14 protein-coding genes are annotated in these 16678 nt (G+C 68.3%); 8 read left to right on the forward strand and 6 right to left on the reverse strand.

The features are described 5' to 3' along the window. Positions 1-138 precede the first annotated feature (138 nt). A complete protein-coding gene (locus PQB87_RS31995; RefSeq protein WP_226144655.1) occupies positions 139-1863 on the reverse strand; it encodes an amidohydrolase in 1725 nt (574 codons plus the stop codon). 238 nt (positions 1864-2101) lie between these two features. On the opposite strand from PQB87_RS31995, the gene PQB87_RS32000 reads away from it, so the two are divergent. Next, positions 2102-2932: a helix-turn-helix transcriptional regulator gene (locus PQB87_RS32000; RefSeq protein WP_042975384.1), complete on the forward strand. Its 831-nt coding sequence runs from the start codon at positions 2102-2104 to the stop codon at positions 2930-2932. A 15-nt stretch (positions 2933-2947) separates the two neighbouring features. Here PQB87_RS32000 and PQB87_RS32005 read toward each other — a convergent pair whose 3' ends face one another. The 4 genes from PQB87_RS32005 to PQB87_RS32020 form a co-directional block, all read right to left on the reverse strand. Next, positions 2948-3868: a LysR family transcriptional regulator gene (locus tag PQB87_RS32005; RefSeq protein ID WP_042975417.1), complete on the reverse strand. Its 921-nt coding sequence runs from the start codon at positions 3866-3868 to the stop codon at positions 2948-2950. A gap of 129 nt (positions 3869-3997) precedes the next feature. After that, entirely contained in the window at positions 3998-5188 is a 1191-nt protein-coding gene (locus PQB87_RS32010) for an MFS transporter (RefSeq protein WP_489243280.1), read from the reverse strand. An 87-nt stretch (positions 5189-5275) separates the two neighbouring features. After that, the gene (locus PQB87_RS32015; RefSeq protein ID WP_233342535.1) at positions 5276-6733 is read right to left on the reverse strand and encodes an NAD(P)/FAD-dependent oxidoreductase; all 1458 of its coding nucleotides are present in this window, start codon (positions 6731-6733) and stop codon (positions 5276-5278) included. An 84-nt stretch (positions 6734-6817) separates the two neighbouring features. After that, positions 6818-7162: a cupin domain-containing protein gene (locus tag PQB87_RS32020; protein ID WP_175830107.1), complete on the reverse strand. Its 345-nt coding sequence runs from the start codon at positions 7160-7162 to the stop codon at positions 6818-6820. 198 nt (positions 7163-7360) lie between these two features. On the opposite strand from PQB87_RS32020, the gene PQB87_RS32025 reads away from it, so the two are divergent. From PQB87_RS32025 to PQB87_RS32035, 3 genes are all read left to right on the forward strand, one after another. Beyond that, positions 7361-8260, forward strand: coding sequence for a helix-turn-helix transcriptional regulator (locus tag PQB87_RS32025; protein WP_060129163.1), 900 nt, complete (start codon positions 7361-7363; stop codon positions 8258-8260). A gap of 178 nt (positions 8261-8438) precedes the next feature. Then, positions 8439-9389 (forward strand): agmatinase, encoded by a 951-nt coding sequence (gene speB, locus PQB87_RS32030; RefSeq protein ID WP_048024584.1) that lies wholly within the window; start codon positions 8439-8441, stop codon positions 9387-9389. A gap of 28 nt (positions 9390-9417) precedes the next feature. Next, a complete protein-coding gene (locus tag PQB87_RS32035) occupies positions 9418-10899 on the forward strand; it encodes an aldehyde dehydrogenase family protein (protein WP_489243281.1) in 1482 nt (493 codons plus the stop codon). 141 nt (positions 10900-11040) lie between these two features. Here the strand turns inward: PQB87_RS32035 and PQB87_RS32040 are convergent, their stop codons facing one another. Further along, positions 11041-11925 (reverse strand): patatin-like phospholipase family protein, encoded by an 885-nt coding sequence (locus tag PQB87_RS32040; protein ID WP_226182327.1) that lies wholly within the window; start codon positions 11923-11925, stop codon positions 11041-11043. A gap of 517 nt (positions 11926-12442) precedes the next feature. On the opposite strand from PQB87_RS32040, the gene motA reads away from it, so the two are divergent. The 4 genes from motA to PQB87_RS32060 all read left to right on the forward strand — a co-directional run bounded on the left by motA (position 12443) and on the right by PQB87_RS32060 (position 16637). Then, the gene (gene motA, locus PQB87_RS32045; RefSeq protein WP_059688595.1) at positions 12443-13312 is read left to right on the forward strand and encodes a flagellar motor stator protein MotA; all 870 of its coding nucleotides are present in this window, start codon (positions 12443-12445) and stop codon (positions 13310-13312) included. Positions 13313-13322: 10 nt separating this feature from the next. Then, the gene (gene motB, locus PQB87_RS32050) at positions 13323-14279 is read left to right on the forward strand and encodes a flagellar motor protein MotB (protein WP_153490167.1); all 957 of its coding nucleotides are present in this window, start codon (positions 13323-13325) and stop codon (positions 14277-14279) included. A 329-nt stretch (positions 14280-14608) separates the two neighbouring features. Next, a complete protein-coding gene (locus tag PQB87_RS32055) occupies positions 14609-15160 on the forward strand; it encodes a hypothetical protein (protein ID WP_153490168.1) in 552 nt (183 codons plus the stop codon). A gap of 130 nt (positions 15161-15290) precedes the next feature. Further along, on the forward strand, positions 15291-16637 hold the full coding sequence (locus PQB87_RS32060) for a DUF2325 domain-containing protein (protein ID WP_489243282.1): 1347 nt from the start codon (positions 15291-15293) through the stop codon (positions 16635-16637). Positions 16638-16678 lie beyond the last annotated feature (41 nt).

The following is a 16678-nucleotide window of genomic DNA, read 5'->3' on the forward strand; positions in this document are numbered from 1 at the left end:
GAAATTGGCCGGTCTGCCCTGCCAATAGGGGGACACGCCGCACAATCGGCGCATCCGGTTCCGGCCGGATGCGCCGAGCCGCGAAAACGAAAGCATCCCGAAAGATTCCGTCGCCGCTTCGTCAGCCGGGATGCGCGTTCAGGATGCCTGCATACCCGTGCGCGCGCCGAAATCGTCACCCACGTGCGTGATGCGGCCGCCCATCATCGTCAGCCCGACGTCGATGCGGCCGATGTCGTACTGGCCGACCTCGAACAGGTCGTTCTCGAGCACGACCAGATCCGCGCGCTTGCCGGGCGTGAGCGACCCGACCTCGTGCTCCATCCCGAGCTGGTACGCGCCGTGGATCGTGTACGCGGCGATCAGTTGCGGAATGCTCAGGCGCTCGGCGATGTCCGGGAACACCGGCGCATCGGGCTCGCCCGCGAGCTGGCGCGTATGGCCCGACTCGATGTGTTCGAGCGGCTTGTGCTGGCAGCGGCACTGGCATGCGAGGCCGTCCATGCCGATCGACACCGTCACGCCTTCGTCGAGGAACGTGCGGAACTTGTACATGCTGCTCCAGCGCTCGTGGCCGTAGTGGTCGCGCAGCTGCTCGGTGTACGCGTCGACCACGCCCCACTGCAACTGCGTGTTCGCCATCACGCCCGCGCGGCGAAAGCGCGGGATGTCGTCCGGATGCGTGAGGAATGCGTGCGTGATCACGTGGCGGCGGTCGCGCGGCGGGTTCGTGCGGTTCACCGCGTCGAAGCCGTCGAGCGCCATCCGCACGGCCGCATCGCCGACGCAATGGACCATCACGTTCGCGTTCGCGCGATCGGCTTCGACCAGGTAGCGGTTGAACGTGTCGGCCGGCATCGTCGGCGCGCCGCAGGTGTCCGGGCGGTCCGCGTACGGTTCGAGCAGGTACGCGGTGTGGTTCGCCTCGGTGCCGTCGAGGAACAGCTTCAATGCGCGCGCCTTCACGAGCGGCGAATCGTACTGCTCGCGGTACCGGACGAGCGTGCCGACCGGGTCGTCGATCTCGCCGATCACCGCGACGCTGCCGACCACCCGCAGCTTCAGGTCGCCCGCGCGCTCCATCGTCTGCAGCGTCTCGTACAGCAGCGACTGGTCGCCGCTCGCGTCGAAGAAGCCCGCATCGAACACGGTCGTCACGCCGGCCGCGCACAGCTTCTTCTGCCACGGCGGGATCGATTTCAGGTACAGGTCGATGCCGGTCGGCAGCAGGCCGGCCGCGCTGATCCGCTGCATCAGCAACGAATACGCGGCGCCGTCGACGATCAGGCCGGTCGGCTCGCCGGTCGCCGCGTCCTTCTCGAACCAGCTCGCGCCTTCCTGCACGGGCGGCGTCGACGCGTCGATGCCGGCGATCTCCAGCGCCTTCGAGTTCACCCACATCGTATGGAAATCGGTCGACAGCAGGCACACGGGGCGATCCGCGCAGATCGCGTCGAGCGTCTCCTTGCGCAGCAGCGCGGGCGGAATCGTCGCCTGCACCCAGCCCATCCCGGTGATCGCCGGCTCGTCCGGATGCGATTCGACATACGCGCGCAGCGCGCCGAGCACCTTCTGCGGATCCTCGTAGTTCACGAACGCCTGGAACGCGAACGCGGTCGTCTCGAAGTGCCAGTGCGATTCGACGAAGCCCGGCAGCACGAGCCGGCCGGCCGCGTCGACGACCTTCGTCCGCGCGCCGACGAACGCCTGCACGGCCGCCGTGTCGCCGACATGGACGATCCGGCCGTCGCGCACGGCGACGGCCTGCGCCCAGGGCTTGTGCGGATCGACGGTATAGACCTTCGCGTTGGTCAGAACGAAATCCGCCGGCGTCGTGGCGGCGTGCGTCGGTTGCATCTGCATGGCCTGTCCTTTCTGGTCATCAGGTTTTCGAAGTGCTTTCACTATAGGCAGACGATTCGCGCCGGTATGCCCCCCCGCCGCCGGGGCTTCTGCGAATTCCGGCCGCCGCACGCACGGTCTTGTCGTCGTTTTGGGGACAACGCACGAAATCCGTGGGGTTGATCCGGTGAATTCCCGGCTGACGCGTGCACGGCGTTCGCGTAACGTCGCGCTGTCCCCTGACCGCCTTCGTCCGACCATGCGACTTCTCCAGCCCGACCCTGCCGCCCGCGGCCACTATCTGATCGGCGTGCGTCCCGATTCACTCGGCGCGACGCTGCGCGCGGTCGGCACGCCGGATTTCGTCGGCGCGGTCACGGAGTTCGTCAACGACAGCATCGATGCCGACGCCGTGCACCTCGAGCGCTGGCGCGCCGACACGGGCAGCACGTCGGGTTTCGTCGTCGAATGGCTCGGCAGCGGCAGCCTGCGCTTCGCGGCCGATACGCTGCGCGTGATGGACATCTACTACCAGGACTACTGCCAGGCCGATCCGCTGGTCGCGCCGCTGCGCGGCAAGCCCGGCACGCTGCTCGTGCAGCGCCATGTCGACGGCATCGCGCAGGGCGAGTTCCGCCGCCGGATCTTCGACGAGCCCGGCATCGGGCAGGAATGCCTGCTCGTGCACGGCAACGCGCACCTGCAGTACGCGCTCGGGCTCGCGCGCACGGTCGGGCGCGCCGCGTTCACCACGGACGAGCTGTTTCACTTCCGGCAGATGGTCGACCTGCTGTTCCCGATGTTCGAGCTGCATGCGCGCACCTGTGCGGCGCGACGCGTGGCGGCGGTGTCGGTGAATGCCGCGTCGCAGGCGGGTTTCGATGCGCGCCTCGAACGGCAGGACGTGCAGCTGTCGCGCCGCGAGCACGAGATCTGCCGGCTGATGCTGTGCGGGCGCTCGGTGCCCGAGGCCGCGCAGCAGCTCGACGTGAAGCTGTCGACGGCCGAGTCGTACGTGAAGCGCGCGTTCGCGAAGCTCGGCGTGCGCACGCGCCGCGAGCTGTTCGACTGGGTACTCGTCGACTGCTGAACGCGCGGCCTGGATTTACGCGGCCAGCGCGGCCGCCTTGATGTTGAAGGCGCGCAGCAGGTCCTCGCAGAACGCGTCGACGATCGGCTTGTCGCTCGTGCTGCGCTTCATCGCGAGATGCAGCGGCACGTCGAAGCTGAACGTCGCGCGGCCGACGGCCTTCACGAGCCCGCGCTGCTCGAACGGCTCCGCGTAGTGCGCGGGCAGGTAGCCGAGATGGCCGCCCGACAGGATCAGGATCGTCGCGGCCTCGATGCTGTCCGCGCTCGCGGTCACGCGCCGCTCGGGCAGCGGATACTGCTCCTCCGGCACCGGATAGGTGCGCCATACCCAGTCGTGCAGTTGCAGGTCGTCCGCCGTCACGGGCCGCGACGCATGGAACAGCGGATGCCCGCGCCCGCAGTAGATCACCTGCTGCTCGGTGAACAGCGGCGTGTAGAGCAGCCCGGGCACGCGATGCCAGAAATACCCGATCGCGAGATCGAGCTGGTTGTTGACGAGGCTTTCCTCGAGTTCCTGCGGCGACGCGACCTTCATCGCGAACGTGACGGCCTGGTCGCGCTTGCGGAATGCACCGATCGCGTCGGCCACGCGCGCGTTCTCGACGAGCGGCGCCTGGCCGATCAGGCCGATCGACAGCGTGCCGACCAGCTTGCGGTCGATGTCGCGCACGCGCGCGACGAATTCGGAGGTCGCCGCGACGAGCGTGCGCGCGGTGGCCGCGAAGCGTTCGCCCTTCGACGTCAGGCGAAAGCCGCCGCGCCCGCGATCGCACAGCTTGAAGCCGACGCGCGCTTCGAGCGCCGACAGCTGCGTGCTGATGGTCGACTGGCGCACGCCGAGCGACGCCTCGGCGGCCGTGATGCCGCGTGCGTCGACGACGGCCAGAAAGACCCGGATGAGCCGGAGATCGAGATCGGAAGTATTCGAGAACATGCCTGAAGCCACTGCGCGTGTGCGCGTTGCCCGGCCGGCACGACGCGCATCACGCGTCACGCCCGCCGCCTTCGCCGATGAACCGGACCGGACGCGCGCCGCCATCGGCAGCGGCGCGCGTCGAAACCGTCATTCAGGTACCACCGCGAGCGAGCGTTCCATGCCGAACACGGCCGGCCGCAGCCGCCGGTAGCACAGGAACGCCACCGCGCACAGCACGATCGCCGCGATCAGCGCCGACTGCGTGCCTGCGCGCTCGATCAGCGAGCCGCCCGCGACCGAGCCGACGCCGTAGCCGAGCGCGACGCAGCCCGGCGACAGCGCGGCCGACTTGCCGACCAGGTCGTACTGCGGAATCGTCGCGTAGATCAGCAGCGCGCCGCCGGTCCAGCAGCCGATGAACACGACCGCGCCGAGCGTGAACGTCATGGCCGATGCCGGCATCGCGAGCAGCACGGCCGCGACCGCACAGCCGCCGAGGTTGACGAGCGCCCAGCGGCGCAGGCCCGCGCCCGCGCCGAGCTTCGGCATCGCCGCGCAGATCACGAGGCTCGCGATGTTCGCGATGCCGAGCACGAGCGACACCGACCTGCCGCTCAGGCCCGCCGCGGTGCCGATCTTCTCGAGGAAGGTCCACACGACGCCGACACCGCCGTACAGCGCGAGCTGCGCGCACAGCACGAGCATCGCGCCCCGGCGGTCGATGCGGCCGGCGACGCCGGCCGGTGCCGGGGCGGCCAGCGTCTCGCCCCGGCGAAACAGCGGCGTCGCGAGCACGAATACGCCGAGCACGCATGCGACGAAACCGAACACGCCGTGCGCGCCCCATGCGTCGCTCAGCATCGGGAAGATGTAGGCCAGCAGCACCATGCTCCACGCCACCTGCCCCATCAGCATGATCCCGAGGTTGCGTTCCGGCGCGCGCGAGTACGACAGGTAGCGCAGCGCGATGCCGTTCAGCCCGCCCGAGCCGACGCCCGCGATGAACTGCAACGCGGAATACGCGACGAGCCCGTGCGTCGCGAGCGTGCCGAGGTTCGCGCCGGCCGCGAGCGTCACCGCGCCTGCGAGCACCCACCGCACCGGCTGGCGGCCGAGCACGAACGCGACGAGCAGCGTGCCCGTCGATTCGCCGAGCACCTCGATGAAGCTCGACAGCCCGAGCGCCGCTTCGCCGAAGCCCCAATGGCGTTCGACCTGCCCGACGATCGCGGGCAGGCCGAGGAAGACCGTCGGCCCGAGGATGCCGAGCAGCAGCATCACGACGACGAACGGCGCGCTTTCCTGTCGCGCTTCGTCCTGCAGGTTCACTACGTTCATTCGGTGTCTCTCTCCGTGTCCGCGGCGCGGACCGTCTCCTCGAGGGAGCGGGGTATGGCGGCGGCCCGGCCCGGGCCGCCGTGTCGCTTACATCGGGAAGCCCATCGCCTTGATGCCGCTGATCCACGCGCGCTTCCAGCCGCCTTCCGCATCCGCGCCGTCGAACGCATGGAACGTGATCTTCGCGGCGACCCAGCGCATCGGCTCGGGCGGGATGTAGCTCGGGCTCTGGTTCGCGATGTCGAGCTTGCGCTCGGGGCTGTCGCGATCGAACAGGATGTTCAGCCCCATGAACGCGCCGAACCGGCTCGCCGCGACGCCGAAACCCGTATAGCCGGCGACGAACACGGCCTTGTCGCCGAGATAGCGCTTCGCGAACACCGAGCCGCGCGAGCAGTAGTCGATCGGCCCGCCCCACGCATGCGAGAAGCGCACGTCGCTCAATTGCGGGAAGGTGCGGTAGAACGCTTCCGCGAGCCGGTAATAGGTCTCGCGCTGGCCGTCCTGATGCGGTTCCGGATCGCCGTCGAAGTGATAGCTCACCAGGCCGCCGAAGATGATGTTGTTGTGCTTCGTCAGGCGGAAATAGTTGAGCTGCGTGCGCGTGTCGTACACGCCCTGGCGATTCTTCCAGCCGATCCGCGCGAGCTGTTCGTCGGTGAGCGGCTCGGTGGCGAGCACGTGGTCGCGCACCTGCATCACGCGGCGGTTGATGTCGGGAATCCCGACCTTCGCGGTGCCGCTGCCGAACACGACGCGCGGCGCGCGCACGCTGCCCTTCGGCGTCTTCACGAACACGGTGCTGCCTTCGTCGGTCACGGTCACGAGCGGCGTGTGCTCGTACAGCTTCACGCCGAGCGACAGCGCCGCGCGCTTCAGCCCCCACGCGAGCTTCGCCGGATGCACGATGCCGCTGCGGTTACGCGACCACAGCGCGCCCGCGAACAGCGGTGAATTCAGTTGTTCGAGCGTTTCGTCGCGGTTCAGCAGCACGACGTTGTGGCCGTACTCGCGATGCAGGTCGTAATCGCCCTTCAGGTGCGCGATGTGCTCGGGATCGACCGCGACCGTCATCTCGCCGTTCCACTCGATGTCGGCGTCGATGTCGTAACGCTTCAGCGTTTCCTCGAAGCCGTCGAGGTTGTGATGGCCGAACGCCTCGAGCTGCGCGATGTCGTTCGGGAACACGCGCACCGCATTCGGCAGCCCGTGCATCACCGACGTCGAGATGATCCCGCCCGCGCGGCCCGATGCGCCGTGCGCGACCTTGCCGGCCTCGATCAGCACCACGTTCAGGTGCGGCATCTGTTCCTTCGCCTGCACGGCCGACCACAGCCCGGTGAAGCCGCCGCCGACGATCAGCAGGTCGGCCGTCACGTCGCCGACAAGTTCCGGCTCGGTGGCCGGCGCGGCCGGGTTGTCGAGCCAGTACGGGAACAGCTTCGTATTTTCGAGCGCCGCCTCGACGCCCAATGCGACCGGCGCGCCACGCATTGCGTGCGCCTGCGCCGGTGCAGTCTCTCTTGCCTTGACTTCCATTTCCATGATCCCTGCCATCACACGCGGAAACGAAACCGCCGCCGGGCGCGCGTCACACGGACGACGACACCACGGCGGCGGCTTCGGCCATCACGACTTCTCGAGCAGCACGTAGAACTTCTTCGCGTCCTCGATCGTCTCCCAGCGGCCCGCGAAGCCGGCCGGCAGCAGGTAGCCCTGGCCCGGCGTGAATTCCCTGCGGTTGCCTTCGACGTCGGTCAGCGCGATCCGGCCCTCGACGAGCCACACCGCTTCGTCGGCCGCGGTTTCCGGAAACTCCACCGAGCCGACCTTGCCTTCCCACCAGCCGATGAGGTAGTTGCCGCTCTTGCCTTCCGCCGCGCGCCAGTCGCTTTCGTCCATCCCGAAGTCGAGCTTCGTGAATTCGCCGATGCCTGCGCCGAGCGGCAGGATGTCCTTGATCAGTTTGGTCATCAGAATCTTTCGTCTCTTGATTGAAAAAAGCAGAGACAAAGTTACTCATTTACACTGCCCCGGTATGCCCCCCTCCGGGGGGGACAAGCGGTGTTTTCCGGGGCCGGGCAGGTCGCAAGGACACCTGCCGGGATTTCCCCCTAATGACGTTTTGCGTGGCCGACGCTACAATCCGCCGGCTTTTCACCGGGGAACCGCATGCTGCTCAACGTGAACCCCTTCCACCGCGACAACGACCGCTTCAACGTGTCGTTCAAGGCGCTGGGCGAGCTGATCGAGACGGTCGGCACGCCGCACTTCGTGCCGCGCCTCACGCAACTGCTCAATGAAGTGGTGCCGCTCGACGTCGCGCACGTCGAACGCTCGCGCGTCGACGGCTCGATGCCCACCGGCTACCGATGCGAATGGATCGGCAGCAGCGGCATCGGCGCGGCGAGCGCCGACGTCTCCGACGTGATGACGCTCTACTACGAGCGCTTTCTCGACAGCGACCCGCTGTTCGCGGGGCTGCGCGGCAAGACGGGCACGATGCTCGTCGTGCGCGACATCGCGGCGATCCCGCCCGGCGAATTCCGCCAGCGGCTGTTCGACGACGTGCAGATCGGCCACGAATGCGTGCTCGCACGCGGAACGCGTTATTCGCAGCATTCGATCGCGCTGGAGCGCGGCCGCGACCGGCCGCCGTTCACGCTCGCCGAGATGAACCGCTTTCGCAGCATCAGCGACGTGCTGTTCCCGCTGCTCGAACTGCACGCGTCGACCACGGCCGCGCGGCGCATTGCGCACCCGACGCCCGAAGTCCATCCGCTCGCGCAGTTCGACGCGCGCATCGCGGCCGACGGCGTGAAGCTGTCGAAGCGCGAATACGAAACCTGCAAGCACCTGCTTTCCGGCAAGACCGTGCCGGAAACGGCGGAGATCCTCGGCGTGCGCGTCGCGTCGGCCGAGTCATACGTGAAGCGCGCGTTCGCGAAGCTCGGCGTGCGCACGAAGCGCGAACTCGCCGCGTGGGGTTCGGCGACCACCGCGTTCCCTTCCTCCGGCCCGCACGACGGCGCCGCGCCGCCGGCCCTCTCGCGCCGACCTGATCCGACCTGATCCGGCCTGATCCGGCCTGACCTGGCCGCGCGGCCGCGTTCGGTTGCGCCGCGTCGATGCGGCGGCGCCACTTGCATCGAGCCCCGTCGATGTAAACGTTGCGACTTCAAAATCTTCGCGCGGGCGTTCTCCTCTACCATCGGCCGATCGCTTTACCTCAGATAAAGGAGACGGCCCCATGCCCCGCGAACTCAATCAACCGATGGGCGGCAACGAAATGCCGCGCTTCGGCGGCATCGCCACGATGATGCGCCTGCCGCAAGCCGAGACGACCGACGGCCTCGACGTGTGCTTCGTCGGCGTGCCGCTCGACCTCGGCACGTCGAACCGCTCGGGCTCGCGCTTCGGCCCGCGCCAGATCCGCACCGAATCCGTGCTGCTGCGCCCGTACAACATGGCCACCCGCGCCGCGCCGTTCGATTCGCTGCAGGTGGCCGACATCGGCGACGTCGCGACCAACCCGTACGACCTGAAGGACTCGGTGCGCCGCATCGAAGAGGCATACGACGAGATCGTCGCGAACGGCTGCCGGCCGATCACGCTCGGCGGCGATCACACGATCGCGTGGCCGATCCTGCGCGCGCTGCATAAGAAGTACGGCAAGGTCGCCGTCGTGCACGTCGACGCGCACGCGGACGTGAACGACACGATGTTCGGCGAGAAGATCGCGCACGGCACGCCGTTCCGCCGCGCGGTGGAAGACGGGCTGCTGCAATGCGACAAGGTCACGCAGATCGGCCTGCGCGGCACCGGCTACCACGCGGACGATTTCGACTGGTGCCGCCAGCAGGGCTTCACCGTCGTGCAGGCGGAGGAGTGCTGGAACAAGTCACTCGCGCCGCTGATGGCGCAGGTGCGCGAACGCGTCGGCGACACGCCGGTGTATCTCAGCTTCGACATCGACGGCCTCGACCCGTCGTTCGCACCCGGCACCGGCACGCCGGAAATCGGCGGCCTCACCGTGCAGCAGGGCCTGGAAATCATCCGCGGCATGAAGGGCCTGAACATCGTCGGCGCGGATCTCGTCGAAGTCGCGCCGCCGTACGATCCGACCGGCACCACCGCGCTCACCGGCGCGAACCTCGCGTTCGAGATGCTCTGCGTGATGCCGGGCGTCGCCTACCGCTAACCCGACCGACCTCGACAGGATGAACCTCATGTCTACCGCCGAGCTTTCCCCTTCCGCCGCGACGTTCGTGCTGCCCGCCGCGCGGATCGCCGGGCAGTCCGTGCACACGCATTCCGCCAAGGCGGGCGCGCCGATCTTCAATGCGTCGACCGGCGACGCGATCGGCTGGCAGGAATTCGCGACGGCCGCGCACGTCGACGCCGCGGTGCGTGCCGCGCGCGACGCATTCGCCGGCTGGCGCGACACGCCACCGGCCGAACGCGGCCGGATGCTCGCGACGATCGCCGAACGTGTCGAGGCATCGCGCGACCGCCTGGCGGCGCTGCAGATGCAGGTGAGCGGCAAGCCGCCGTTCGAGGCCAAGGCCGATGTCGGCGACGTCGCCGCCACGTTCGCGTACTACGCGAAGCTGTGCGAAGACCCGGCGCTGTTCGCGGCCGAACCGGTCGCGCTGCCGAGCGACACCGTCACGGCCGAACGCTTTTACGACGCGGTCGGCGTCGCGGCGCTCGTCATGCCGTGGAACTTCCCGATGGTCACGACCGCGTGGAAGCTCGCGCCCGCGCTCGCGGCCGGCTGCGCGGTCGTGCTGAAGCCGTCCGAACTCACGTCGCCGACCGAGCACGCGCTGCTCGAGATCGTCGAGCAAGCGGGGCTGCCGGCCGGCGTCGTCAACGTCGTGAACGGCGGCGCCGAGGTCGGCGCGGCGCTGACCGCGCATCCGCTGATCGACAAGATTTCGTTTACCGGCAGCACGGCGGCGGGCCGCAAGGTCATGCAGGCCGCGGCCGTCGACATGAAGCGCGTGACGCTCGAACTCGGCGGCAAGTCGTCGCTGATCGTGCGCGACGACGCCGATCTCGACGTCGCGGTGTCGCTCGCGGTTGCGGGCGCATTCACGAACGCGGGCCAGATGTGCTCGGCCACCGCGCGCATCCTCGTGCACGACAGCGTGTACCGCAGCTTCATGGCCGCGTTCGAGACGGCCGTGCGTGCGCTCGTCGTCGCGCCGCCCGCCGCGGAACAGGTCGCGATGGGGCCGCTGATCTCGGCCGCGCAGCGCGCGCGCGTCGAAGCGATGCTCCAGCACGGCATCGATGCGGGCGCACGCGTCGCCTTCAGCGGCCGGGTGACGGATGCCGGCGGTGCGGGCTTCTTCATGGCGCCCGTCGTGATCGCCGAGCCCGCCGCCGACAACCCGCTGTGGACCGACGAAGTGTTCGGCCCCGTCGCGTGCGTGAAATCGTTCCGCACCGACGACGAAGCGATTGCGCTCGCGAACGACACGCGCTACGGGCTCGTCGCGACCGTCGTGACGCGCGATGCCGGTATCGCGAAGCAGTTCCAGCAGCGCGTGCGCGCGGGGCTCGTGTGGATCAACGCACCGCAGCTGATCTATCCGCACGTGTGCTGGGGCGGGTTCGGGCTCAGCGGAATCGGCCGCGAACTCGGCGTCGCGGGGCTGCGCAGCTATCAGGAACTGCGCCACGCGATGCGCGCGATCGACTGACCAGTGCGGCCGTTCAGGCCGTTGGCGGCACCGTGTCTCGTGCACGGTGCCGCTTTTTTTGGTTCTTCGCGGATTTTCGGGGAGAGCGCCGGGGTGTTCGGCATGCGCCGATCATGGGATTTCACGGCGCGTGAGCAACCCTCAGTGCGACAGCACGGCGGCATGGTCGTGCTCGCGAAGCTGGCCGGGAATCTCGCACTGCGCGAGCCCGCCCGCGTCGATCCACGCACGCGTGCGTTCCGCGGCCTTGTCGATCAGCTGCGCACACTGCGAGTAATCGTATGACGACACGTCGAGCGGACAGAGCGGCGGCACGACATGGATTTGCGCGCGTGCCCCGTACAACTCCAGATCGCGCACCAGTTGCCGCGCGATCACGAGCGTCAGCGCGTGCGTTGCATGCGCGATCGCGCTGCGCGGCGGTACGCGCAACGCGCAGGCGAACCCGGCCGGCAGCACGACGATCCGCTTGACGCCGAGCGCGATCGCAACGGAGATCGGCGTATTGTTCGCGACGCCGCCGTCGACGAGTTCCACGCCGCCGATGCTGACCGACGGAAACACGCCGGGAATCGCCGCGCTGGCCTGCACGGCATCCACGACCGGGCCGGCGGACAGCACGACTTCCTGGCCGTTCAGCACGTCGGTCGCGACGATGTGGAGCGGCAACGCGGCCTGCTCGATCCGCCGGTACGGCAGGTTCCTTTCCAGCAGCAGGCGCAGCGCATCGGCCTCGACCAGATGCGGCCGGTTGCGCAGCAGCATCGCGACGAGGCTGCGCATCGAGAACGGCATGATGTCCTGGCGGCGGATCCGGCACCACAGCGCGGCGAGCATCGCGACGCCGTCCGCATCGGGCCGGCCGGCGAAATAGGCGGCATTGATCGCGCCCGCCGACGCGCCGACGACGCAATCGGGCCGTTCGCCGCTCGCGACCAGCTCGCGGAGCATTCCGACCTCGATCGCGCCGAGACTGCCGCCGCCGGCGAACACGAAGGCGGTCGAGGAAGTGGGATCGGACGTCACGGTGCGCCCTCCTGCGGTTGGCTGCGACGGTGCTTTCTCCATGATGGATCGTGCGGCGCCCCGGATGTCCTGATGAAAACCCTGCCGGTGCGCGAACCCGCGTCGGCCGGCGATGCGCCGCGCGCCGCGTTCCCCGGACTTCCGCACGGAGCCTTCCGTCGCGATGGGTGTGTCATTCGCCGACGTGTTTACGGGCCGCATCCATACGGAAATTCACGCGAAGGCACGCAATTTTTGACTTCGATCAAGCAAATCGCGCATACCGCCGCTCGCAAACGTGTGCCACGCGTGAATCGTGCGCGCTACGTGGAATCACGGGTTCAGTCGCCCCGGCGACCGCCGTTATTGCATCAACACCCGCCGACCGGCATCGCGCCGCGATACATCGGGACGGCCGCCGGAATCGCATTCGACACGCAACGATCCGGCGCCGTCGCGGGCATGGAGCGGGATGGCCGGACGTCCCGCCCGCTTTTCGACAACAGATGCAGCAACGCGAGTCGCGCAAGAGGTAATCATGTTTGTAGCCATCGGGTGGATCGTCGTGATCGGATCGGTGATCGGCAGTTTTGTCGGCGTGGGCGGCCATTTGCCGGCCTTGCTGCAACCGTTCGAACTGCTGTGCATTTTCGGCGCCGCGCTGGGTGCGTTCGTCGTCAGCAATCCGGTCGCGACGCTGAAGAAGACGATCAAGAGCCTGCCGACCTGTTTCAAGGGCGGCGGCTATACGAAACAGCAGTACGTCGAACTGATCGCGCTGCTGTACGAGCTGCTGCAGAAGGCGCGCAGGGACGGCATGATGGCGCTCGAGGCCGACGTCGACGCCCCCGAACAAAGCCCGCTGTTCCAGAAGTATTCGCACGTGCTCGAAGACCATCACCTGCTCGACTTCATCGTCGACTATCTGCGGATGATGTCGGGCGGCAACGTGAATGCGCTGGAGATGCAGGACCTGATGGACGAAGAACTGCATACGCACCATGCGGAGGCGTCCGTCGCGGCCAATGCGATCCAGAAGATGGCGGACGGCCTGCCGGCGTTCGGCATCGTCGCGGCGGTGATGGGTGTCGTGCATACGATGGGCTCGGTCGGCGCGCCGCCCGCCGTGCTCGGCAAGATGATCGCCGGCGCGCTCGTCGGCACGTTCCTCGGCATCCTGCTCGCGTACGGCTTCGTCGGCCCGCTCGCGGATCTGCTCAATGCGAAGGGCCGCGCCGCGGCCAAGCCGTTCCAGTGCGTGAAGGCCGTGTTGCTCGCGTCGATGAGCGGCTACGCGCCGGCGGTGGCGGTGGAGTTCGGCCGCAAGGTGCTGTTCACGGCCGATCGCCCGAGCTTCAAGGAGCTCGACGAGGCCGTCCGCGCGACGAAGTCGCCCAGGCCCGCATAACGGAGGCGCCATGGCCGACCATCGCTCCAACCCGTCGAAACAGGCCGCATCGGCACCGCTCGTCGTCGTGCGCCGCAAGAAAGGCGAGGACCACGACGCCCACCACGGCGGCGCCTGGAAAATCGCCTACGCCGATTTCGTCACGGCGATGATGGCGTTCTTCCTGCTGATGTGGCTGCTCGGCTCGGTGTCCAAGTACGACAAGCAGGGGATCGAGGATTACTTCAACACGCCGCTGTCGACGCTCCTGTCCGGCGGGAAAGACGCTCAGGCGCCGCGCCCGAGCGTCGTGCAGGGTGGCGGCCGCGACCTGTCGGACCCGGCGCCGGCCATCGACGCGAAAGCGCAACCGGTGCCGGCCAGCTCGCCCGCGGCACCGGCCGACATCGTCGATACGCAAAAGCTCGAGCGCCTGAAGGCGAAGCTGACCGCGGCGATTGCACAAAGCCCGTCATTGCGCGCGTACCAGGACCAGATCCGGATCGCGATCACTCACGAGGGCTTGCGCATCGAGATCGTCGATTCGCTCAAGCGCCCGATGTTCGCGTCGGGCAGTTCGCATCCCGAAGGGTATGCCACCGCGATCCTCACCCAGATCGGTACGGCACTCGACGATGTCGACAACCGCGTGTCGATTGCCGGCCATACCGATTCGACGCCGTATCGCGACGGCCCCACGGGTTATTCGAACTGGGAGCTCTCCAGCGATCGCGCGAACGCCGCGCGGCGCGCGCTGGTCGCGGGCGGATTGCGGGAAGAAAAGCTGCTCCAGGTGCGCGGGCTCGCGGATGTCCTGCCGCTCGACCGGAACGTCGCGGACGAGCCGACCAATCGCCGCATCAGCATCCTCGTGATGAACAATGCCGCCGAGCAGGCGTTCTTTCGGGACGGCGGCAGGACGACCGTGGACGAATCGGCCGGCACCCGGGCCGCCGTGCTGCCGGCTGCGCTCACGCGGCAGCATTAGGCGCGGGCGCATTCACGAACGCGGGGCGGATGTGCCCGATGGGGCGGGGGGCCGCGTGCAGCCCTTGTGCGACAGCGTGGTCCTCGGCGTCGCGGTCGCGTTCGGAACGGTCGGGCGCGACATCGACTGACTCGGGCGGTTGTTTGGGCGGTTGTTTGGGCGGTTGTTTGGGCGGTTACGAGGGCTGTTACGAGGGCTGTTACGAGGGCCGTTACCAGGGCCGTTACCAGGGCCGCTGACGGCACCATGTCTTGTGCACGGTGCCGTTTTTTCGCGCAATCGATATGTTCCGTAGAATATATCGCAACCAGCACTTCCGGAGATTCGCCATGCCCCGCACGCCGACGGATCGCGCCCCGCAGCGCACCGCACGGGAACAGCCGCTCGCGCACAAGATCAGTGCGCTCAGGCCGCTGTCGAGCGATGCGCGCGCGCAGCAGGTCACGGATGTCGTCGACGCGTTCCGGCGCCTGCGCGGCAGCGTCGTGCGCTTCATCCGGATGTTCTCGGCTGCGCACGCTGAAAACGCGCAGGACGATGCGCTGTCCGCGATGGGCTTTCGTGAGCTGCTGTCCACGCTCGAAGACGACGCACGCACCGCCCGCTTCACGCGCCTGCCCGAACTCGAACGGGCGATCGGCCACGCGCGTCGCCTCGAACGCACACGCGACGACGTGTTCTCCGATTCGTTCAGCAACGACCCGGCCGCAATGCGCGACGCGGTCGCCGCGCTGGAGCGCGTCGACGTGCTGTTCGTCGGGCTGTGCGTCGAGTACGTGATGGAGCGCCACGCGCCGGCATCGCGTCCTGTTTCACCGTCCGCCCCGGCATCGCCCTCCGCCGCCCTGCCGCTCACCGACCGCCCGACCGCGCTCTGCTGACCGCACCACGCCGCACCACGCCGCATTACCCGGTGATTTCCCCCGAATTTCGTTCGTTATATTCCGTGGTATATTTCGAAAATCTTTCGCGCATCCGTCCCCGGCCCGACTATGCCGGACAGAGGTCAACATGCACGCTCCGCCCTTTCGCCTTGCCCGCACGGCGGATCTCTCGTCGCCCGGCGGTAATCCGCCCGCGGCAACCGGCACGCGGGTCGACGCATGCTGCGCGCCGTCGCGCGCGCAACTGACCGAGCTGAAGCGCCGCACGCGCCTGTCCGAGCTCGACGCGAACCTGCACTGCTCGATCATCGGCACCTGCCTGACCACGCACGAGCTGCGCAGGCTCGTGCCGAAATACACCGACCTCGACCGCCAGCACGCGACCGACCTCGACATCCATCACGCCGCCGTCGAACTCGCGATCGACGGCACGGCCGGCGCCAAGGCATTGCACAAGGCGCTCGACGAGCGTTACGCCGGCGCGATCCGCGCATTCGACAGCGCACAGGATGCGGATGATCTCCTTGCACGCTGGAAGGAAGCGCTGAAGAGCGGCGACGTCCCGCCCGCCTACTGGGCGCTGATGACGCATCCGCGCACGACGATGGCCGTGCGCCAGGCCGCGTTCGGCGACCTGCACATGCTGTCGCACCTGGTCGGCGCGGCCAATCGCGCCGATATCCGGCGGCTGGTCGTGCTGGAGGAGGAGAATGCGGCGCTGCACGCGAAGATCGACCGGCAGCAGGCGCGCCTGCAAGAGATGAGCGCGCAGCGCGACGCGGCGCTGCAGGAGCAGGATGCCGTCGTTGCGCGCCGGAATGCACAGCCGCCGGCGGCTGAAAGCGCATTGCGCGACGAAGTCCACGAACTGCGCGAAGCACTGGCCGCGCGCGATGAACGACTCGCGCTGCACACGAGCCGCCGCGAGGCGGCCGAGCAGCGGATCGCCGCGGAACAGGCGAGCGCACGCGCGATGCGCGCGCGGCTCGACGACCTGATGGCGATGGTGAAGACGCTGCGCGCCGAAGCGAGCGCAATCGAACAGGCGGTGCAGGCGTCGGCGGACGATCCCGCCGAACACGCGGCCGATCCGCTGTCGATCCTGCGGGGCACACGTCTGGTCTACGTCGGCGGGCGCCCGGGCTCGAACCGTGCGATCAGGCGGATCGTCGAAACGGCGGGCGGTGACGTGACGCTGCATGACGGCGGTATCGAGGATCGCAAGGGCCTGCTGGCCGCCGCGCTACCGGGCGCGCACATGGTCGTGTTCCCGGTCGACTGCATCGACCACGATTCGATGAACCTGCTCAAGCGCATCTGCGAACGCCACCACGTCGCGTACTACCCGCTGCGGACCGCCAGCGTCGCCAGCTTCGTCGAACTGATCGGGCGGCTCGATGCACAGGCGCGCGACGTCATGGCGCCGGATGCCGCCGCGGGCGGCACGCCGCGCTTCTGCCTGCGGCACGGCTAGGCCTGATTCGCTTCGACACGCTCCTTCTGCCCTTCAGCCGG

The sequence above is a fragment of the Burkholderia sp. KL41 genome (assembly GCF_057005415.2).

Coding starts and splice junctions, on each gene's coding strand:
- PQB87_RS32010 (WP_489243280.1), bottom strand. CDS start 5,188: ATGAACGTAGTGAACCTGCAGGACGAAGCGCGACAGGAAAGCGCGCCG.
- PQB87_RS32015 (WP_233342535.1), bottom strand. CDS start 6,733: ATGGAAATGGAAGTCAAGGCAAGAGAGACTGCACCGGCGCAGGCGCAC.
- motB (WP_153490167.1), top strand. CDS start 13,323: ATGGCCGACCATCGCTCCAACCCGTCGAAACAGGCCGCATCGGCACCG.
- PQB87_RS32020 (WP_175830107.1), bottom strand. CDS start 7,162: ATGACCAAACTGATCAAGGACATCCTGCCGCTCGGCGCAGGCATCGGC.
- PQB87_RS32055 (WP_153490168.1), top strand. CDS start 14,609: ATGCCCCGCACGCCGACGGATCGCGCCCCGCAGCGCACCGCACGGGAA.
- PQB87_RS32035 (WP_489243281.1), top strand. CDS start 9,418: ATGTCTACCGCCGAGCTTTCCCCTTCCGCCGCGACGTTCGTGCTGCCC.
- PQB87_RS32000 (WP_042975384.1), top strand. CDS start 2,102: ATGCGACTTCTCCAGCCCGACCCTGCCGCCCGCGGCCACTATCTGATC.
- PQB87_RS32025 (WP_060129163.1), top strand. CDS start 7,361: ATGCTGCTCAACGTGAACCCCTTCCACCGCGACAACGACCGCTTCAAC.
- motA (WP_059688595.1), top strand. CDS start 12,443: ATGTTTGTAGCCATCGGGTGGATCGTCGTGATCGGATCGGTGATCGGC.
- PQB87_RS32005 (WP_042975417.1), bottom strand. CDS start 3,868: ATGTTCTCGAATACTTCCGATCTCGATCTCCGGCTCATCCGGGTCTTT.
- PQB87_RS31995 (WP_226144655.1), bottom strand. CDS start 1,863: ATGCAGATGCAACCGACGCACGCCGCCACGACGCCGGCGGATTTCGTT.
- PQB87_RS32060 (WP_489243282.1), top strand. CDS start 15,291: ATGCACGCTCCGCCCTTTCGCCTTGCCCGCACGGCGGATCTCTCGTCG.
- speB (WP_048024584.1), top strand. CDS start 8,439: ATGCCCCGCGAACTCAATCAACCGATGGGCGGCAACGAAATGCCGCGC.